At 46.5% G+C, this 5,711-nt stretch carries 8 protein-coding genes; 4 read left to right on the top strand and 4 right to left on the bottom strand.

Annotated features, from left to right (window positions below):
- The first annotated feature begins 163 nt into the window (after window positions 1–163).
- The 4 genes from rplU to proB all read left to right on the top strand — a co-directional run bounded on the left by rplU (window position 164) and on the right by proB (window position 3,315).
- Complete coding sequence (rplU, locus tag A3757_RS24030) at window positions 164–475, top strand: 50S ribosomal protein L21 (RefSeq protein WP_068509871.1); 312 nt, start codon at window positions 164–166, stop codon at window positions 473–475.
- A 71-nt stretch (window positions 476–546) separates the two neighbouring features.
- Entirely contained in the window at window positions 547–807 is a 261-nt protein-coding gene (rpmA, locus tag A3757_RS24025; RefSeq protein ID WP_068509869.1) for a 50S ribosomal protein L27, read from the top strand.
- Between the two features lie 129 nt (window positions 808–936).
- On the top strand, window positions 937–2,139 hold the full coding sequence (cgtA, locus tag A3757_RS24020; RefSeq protein ID WP_068511679.1) for an Obg family GTPase CgtA: 1,203 nt from the start codon (window positions 937–939) through the stop codon (window positions 2,137–2,139).
- Window positions 2,140–2,181: 42 nt separating this feature from the next.
- On the top strand, window positions 2,182–3,315 hold the full coding sequence (gene proB / locus A3757_RS24015; protein WP_068740431.1) for a glutamate 5-kinase: 1,134 nt from the start codon (window positions 2,182–2,184) through the stop codon (window positions 3,313–3,315).
- A gap of 64 nt (window positions 3,316–3,379) precedes the next feature.
- Here proB and rpsT read toward each other — a convergent pair whose 3' ends face one another.
- The 4 genes from rpsT to A3757_RS27355 form a co-directional block, all read right to left on the bottom strand.
- Window positions 3,380–3,646, bottom strand: coding sequence for a 30S ribosomal protein S20 (gene rpsT / locus A3757_RS24010; protein WP_068511686.1), 267 nt, complete (start codon window positions 3,644–3,646; stop codon window positions 3,380–3,382).
- Window positions 3,647–3,810: 164 nt separating this feature from the next.
- Complete coding sequence (locus tag A3757_RS24005; RefSeq protein ID WP_068512303.1) at window positions 3,811–5,019, bottom strand: iron-containing alcohol dehydrogenase; 1,209 nt, start codon at window positions 5,017–5,019, stop codon at window positions 3,811–3,813.
- 108 nt (window positions 5,020–5,127) lie between these two features.
- Window positions 5,128–5,415, bottom strand: a complete 288-nt coding sequence (locus A3757_RS24000; protein WP_068512300.1) for a hypothetical protein — start codon at window positions 5,413–5,415, stop codon at window positions 5,128–5,130.
- A gap of 68 nt (window positions 5,416–5,483) precedes the next feature.
- Window positions 5,484–5,711, bottom strand: a 228-nt coding sequence (locus A3757_RS27355) for a hypothetical protein (protein WP_197470282.1), incomplete at its 5' end; no start/stop codon positions are given.

Genomic DNA, 5,711 nt, shown 5'->3' with positions numbered 1-5,711 from the left:
TTTGGGGAAAATTGGTCGTAAGTAACACATGCGGGTAGAAAGTGAGGCCGGAGATTTAGTTCTCAATATATAGGTCTTGGTAAGTTTGATTCATCTGGGTAATGCTTATTATTAGCCGAAGTTCAGGTGTGTTAGGCGATATGAAAAATTTGGAGAAAACCAAATGTACGCAGTTATTGTAAGCGGTGGTAAGCAGCACCGTGTCACCGAAGGTGAAGTGTTAAAGCTGGAAAAAATTGAAGTTGAAACAGGTGGGACGGTTGAATTTGACCGTGTATTACTTGTTGCAAATGGCGACGATGTTAAAGTTGGCGCGCCAAATGTTGAGGGTGCAAAAGTAACGGCTGAGGTTGTTGATCATGGTCGTCACGAGAAGGTACGTATCTTGAAGTTCAAGCGTCGTAAGCACCACATGAAGAGAATGGGTCACCGTCAGTGGTATACTGAGGTGAAAATTACTGGAATTAAAGGCTAACACTGAGTTTATGGTCGCTCTCAGGAGCAATTAAACCGGTTTAGATACGAACAGACAATAGGAGTAGGATAATGGCTCATAAGAAGGCGGGTGGTAGTACCCGTAACGGTCGCGATTCGGAGTCGAAACGTTTAGGTGTTAAGCGATTCGGTGGTGAAGTAGTTAAAGCAGGCAACATTATTGTGCGTCAACGTGGTACACGTTTCCACGCAGGCGATAATGTTGGTTGTGGTAAGGATCATACATTGTTTGCAACATCTGGTGGTGTTGTGAAGTTTGTAACAAAAGGTCCTTTGAACCGCAAATATGTGACGGTTGAAGCTGCGGAGTAAGCAGTCGTTACGGATTTGGAAAAGGCTCCGCTGTGCGGAGCTTTTTTTTTGCAATTTATTTGCTGATCGACTTTATTTTCCTTATAGGGTCAAATGTTGGTCGTTGGGTACTAATCTAAGGGGTGTGCAATGAAGTTTGTTGATGAAGCGACAATTGGAGTAGAGGCTGGTAAAGGTGGTAACGGTTGCTTGAGCTTTCGTCGAGAGAAGTACATTCCGAAGGGTGGGCCTGATGGTGGAGATGGCGGAGACGGCGGTTCAGTTATTCTGGTGGCAAGTGAGTCGCTGAATACTTTGGTCGATTATCGTTATGTCAGGCATTATCGCGCTCAATCTGGTGAGCAGGGTGCCGGGCGTAATTGTACTGGAGCAAAGGGTGAGAGTTTGTTTCTTCAGGTTCCGGTAGGGACTTCAGTTATCGACACGGACACTGAAGAAGTGCTAGGGGATTTGACTGAGATCGGGCAAGAGCTCATCGTGGCGCAAGGTGGCTTTCATGGTTTGGGTAACACTCGTTTCAAATCCAGTGTGAATAGAGCGCCCCGTCAGACAACTAAAGGGAGTGAAGGTGAGTCACGTAGCCTGCGTTTGGAGTTGAAGGTGTTGGCGGATGTAGGTTTGCTTGGTATGCCTAATGCAGGTAAGTCTACGCTGATTCGTTCAATTTCTGCAGCTAAGCCTAAAGTGGCTAATTACCCCTTCACAACGTTAGTACCTAATTTGGGTGTAGTGCGTGTTGAAGAGCATAAGAGTTTTGTGGTTGCTGATATTCCAGGCTTGATTGAGGGTGCTGCAGAAGGAGCGGGCCTTGGTGTTCGTTTTCTGAAGCATTTGGTAAGAACTCGTCTGTTGCTTCATGTTGTTGATATGGCGCCTTACGATGGCTCAGATCCGGCTCAGGTGGTGCAGGCGATAGCGGCTGAGTTGGAAAAGTTTAGCCCTACCTTGGCTTCCCGGGATCGCTGGCTGGTTCTGAATAAGCTTGATTTATTGCCAGAAGAAGATCGTAAGGCTATATGCGAGAAATTAGTAGAAGCGTTAAATTGGACGGGGCCCGTTTATCAGGTGTCGGCAATTAAGTCTGCTGGTCTAGCGAACTTGTGTCGGGATATCATGACATGGATTGATGAGAAGAATGCGGCTGAGGCAGCTGATGAAGCCTTAGCTGAGCAGGAGCAATTGATTAAGGATAAGATGCATCAGGAAGCTAGAGATAATCTAGAGGCTCTGAAGGCGGCTCGCAAGGCTAAGCGCCTGGCAGGTGAGGAGCTGGATGACGATTTTGATGACGGCGATGACGATGATGGTGTTGAAGTGGTATATGCTCAGTAGTGTGGTGAGTGGTTTTGTGGTGGGCGATAGGGTTGTATCAATATGACTGAGTGTACTGGGCGCGCTGAGCTAAGTCGTGCAAACCGTTGGGTTGTGAAAATCGGCAGTGCATTGCTGACTGATGATGGTAAGGGCTTGGCTCGAGAGTCTATCGGTGGCTGGGTGGCGCAGTTGTCTAAGTTGCATCGTCAGGGGCTTGAAATTATTTTAGTGTCTTCCGGATCTGTGGCGGAAGGTATGGCGCGCTTGGGGATGAGCGAGCGTCCTCAGGAGTTACACTTGCTGCAAGCTGCGGCTGCGGTCGGGCAAATGGGTTTGGTTCAGGCCTATGAAGAAGAGTTCCAAAAGCATGGCTTGCATACAGCTCAAGTCTTGTTGACGCACGATGATCTGTCTAACCGCAAGCGCTACTTGAATGCTAGAAGTACCGTTCGTTCAATTGTTGAGTTGGGTGCCATTCCAATTATCAACGAAAATGATACGGTTGTGACGGATGAGATTCGTTTTGGTGATAATGATACCTTGGGGGCTTTGGTTGCCAACTTGGTTGAGGCTGATGGCCTGATAATTTTAACGGATCAGGCGGGGATGTTTGATAAGGATCCGCGTCGAAATGCTGATGCGCAAATGTTGACTCAGGTATTGGCCTCAGATGAGCGGCTAGAGGAGATGGCTTCCGGTGGTGCAGGTGCGCTAGGGCGTGGTGGAATGGCGACCAAGGTGCGAGCAGCCCGTTTGGCGGCGCGTTCCGGTGCTTATAGTGTGATTGTTGGTGGCAAGATAGAAAGTGTTTTGTTGCGCTTAAGAGCGGCAGAGGATTTGGGTACTATGATGCTGCCTTCAACCTCAAGACAAGTTGCGCGTAAGCAATGGTTGGCAGGGCATCTCCAGACAGCAGGTAATTTGGTGCTTGATGATGGGGCTGTGGCAGTGCTAGAGCGTGGTGGTAAAAGTTTACTGTCTGTCGGGGTTGTTTCGGCAAGTGGTCGTTTCAAGCGTGGTGATATGGTCTCGTGCAAAGATAGTTCTGGCAGGGAATTTGCGCGAGGCTTAGTAAATTATGATGCGCCAGATGCGAAGAGGATTCTAGGTAAGTCGAGTGACGAAATCTTATCGATTCTAGGCTTTTGCCATGAAGCTGAGCTTATTCATCGTGATAATCTTGTGTTGCTTTGAGATGCTAAACTTCAGGCATAAAAAAACCGGCGTTTGCCGGTTTTTTTATGCCTGAGAGCGAAGCTTAAGCTTTAAGGGCTTTAACTTGTGCGTTCAGGTTGCTCTTGATGCGAGCGGCGCGGTTTTTAGGGAAGATACCCTTGTTTACCATGCCGTCGATAATTGGCTGAGCAGTTAGGAAAGCTGCTTGTGCGTTATCGTAGTTTCCGCCAGCAATTTCAGCGTCTACTTTTTTGATGTAAGTTCTAACCATTGAACGTTGGCTAGCATTGTGTTGGCGGCGTTTCTCTTGCTGACGCGCGCGCTTTTTTGAAGATGGGGAGTTGGCCACCGTGTTGCTCCTAAATTTCGCGGATTACTAAAAAATTAACTGGGAGCGCTTACACTTGATGTTGCTGAAAAGTGCTCGATCCCAGTTCATATAAAAATGACGCGAGACTATGCCGTTTTATTAGTCCTTTGTCAATAGTCTATGCTTAGACTTACTTGCTTTACTTAAGCGACCATTTTATTCAGCAGGTTTTCACATACCTTCTGGTTCATATACTTGGGCACTGGGTAGTTAAGATGTGCTTCTTCAAGAGCTGATTTGGCAATCTTTGGGATGTCCTCGGTCTTAAGGTCGCCAAGTTGCTCAGGGATGTCAAAGCTTTTGAGCATTTCACGAATTCGCTGAATAAACTTATCGGCAAGTTCCCTGTTGCTTTCTTTACCTTCTTTTAGCCCGCTTACTTCCGCGAGCTTGGCAAGACGTTCTGTAATTTCATCTTTTGAATAATCCAGAACATGCGGTAGGACAATCGAGTTGGCCAAACCGTGTGGTGTAGAGTAATACGCACCAAAGTTGTGGGCGATGGCGTGAACATAGCCTACGCTCGCTTTGGTGAAAGCCAGGCCGGCATAGTAAGACGCCATAGCCATATTTTGTCGAGCTTCCAGGTTGCTGCCATCTTTCACTGCTGTTTCAAGATTTTCCATGATTAGACGTGTAGCAGCTGTTCCGTAAGCGTCGGTCTCATCGGTAGCATTAACTGAAATGTAAGACTCAATCGCATGAGTCAGTGCGTCCATTCCGGTTGCAGCCGTCACTGCAGCAGGTAGGCCTAGCATCATTGCGCCGTCTAAAGCGGCCATCATGGGTACCAGTTTAGGGTCAATGATAGGTGTCTTTTGATGGGTTTCAGGGTCTGATACGACAGACACGATGGTTACTTCTGAGCCAGTGCCTGCAGTTGTCGGGATGGCGAATAGTGGCAAAGGTGCTTTACGTAACTTGAATAAGCCGGCCATCTTCTCTAATGGCTTGTCATTTGTTGCGCGTGCTGCGATAGCCTTGCTTGCATCAATCGGTGAGCCACCGCCTACGGCAAGAATTGCTTCGCAGTTGTTGTTTCTTAATAAGTCTAGACCTGCTTGTACCTGATCATAGGTTGGGTCAGGAAGAATGCCGTCGTAGATTACGTATTTGATGTCAAGTTCTTCCAAGCGAGCTTTGATTTTGTCGATTAGTCCGATGCTGACGAGTACTTCATCGGTCGCAATCATTAGCTTTTTAATGCCTAGTTGGCCAATAGCATCGCATAATTCCAGTGAGGAGTCTGCACCAGTGAAAAGCGTTGGCTTTGGCATCGGAACGACTGCTGCAGCGACCTTTAGTGCTTTTGCTAGACCTTTGTAATATTGAACTTTTAAAGAAAATAACATGACAATACCTAATCGTAATTCGCAAAGTTGTAGAGTGGATGTTTAGAGTAACTGCTCTAAAAAAATAGAGTATAAGCTCTAATTATTGAAAAGTAAAATGACTTGGAGTCATGCTATACGAATTCGTACTACTTTCATCAGCTCAAAATCCATTCCAGCGAGCTTTTGTGTGTCTGAATAGTAGGTTAGGTTGACTCGAGCGCCTTTTAGGTTTTTGTAGGTTTTTTGTCGCTTAAACTGAAATGGCGTATCGCAATCTTCAAGCATTAGCGTATTAACTAGCCAGCCATCATCTTGCTCACGTTGTACATGAGAGATAACTTTCTTGTCTTGGGAGTGGATAAGATTGCGATGCTTTTTGATGAGGCTATCAGCATCAGATTTTATTTTGGACATGGGGTTGTGGGTCTACTTAAGGAGGACTTTGTTTTAGTTTGGTGAGTAATGCCTGGGTGGCCATATGTTTAATAAGGTTCTTCCATCATTTTTAGGATATCGTTCAAAAAGGGCTTGATCGCTTCTTTGTCCGCAGTGCTTGCGCTCGACAGTATCTGTTTCACCATGGCTTGGTTTTTCTCAATAGCATTGCTTAACACTTGTTTGTGCTCCGGGCTGATGTCACTCGAATTCCTTAAGGCTTCAAGTCGGCTGGTGTCCATCATTTCCGGGTTCGCCTCAAATTCAATAGCGGC

This window comes from Oleiphilus sp. HI0117 (assembly GCF_001635235.1).
The sequence above is the reverse complement of the archived record's forward strand: the minus strand, read 5'-3'. Positions and strand labels throughout refer to the sequence as shown.

Bases quoted from the DNA above. Each gene is read 5' to 3' on its own strand.
- rplU (WP_068509871.1), top strand. From the start codon at position 164: ATGTACGCAGTTATTGTAAGCGGTGGTAAGCAGCACCGTGTCACCGAA.
- proB (WP_068740431.1), top strand. From the start codon at position 2,182: ATGACTGAGTGTACTGGGCGCGCTGAGCTAAGTCGTGCAAACCGTTGG.
- rpmA (WP_068509869.1), top strand. From the start codon at position 547: ATGGCTCATAAGAAGGCGGGTGGTAGTACCCGTAACGGTCGCGATTCG.
- A3757_RS24000 (WP_068512300.1), bottom strand. From the start codon at position 5,415: ATGTCCAAAATAAAATCTGATGCTGATAGCCTCATCAAAAAGCATCGC.
- cgtA (WP_068511679.1), top strand. From the start codon at position 937: ATGAAGTTTGTTGATGAAGCGACAATTGGAGTAGAGGCTGGTAAAGGT.
- A3757_RS24005 (WP_068512303.1), bottom strand. From the start codon at position 5,019: ATGTTATTTTCTTTAAAAGTTCAATATTACAAAGGTCTAGCAAAAGCA.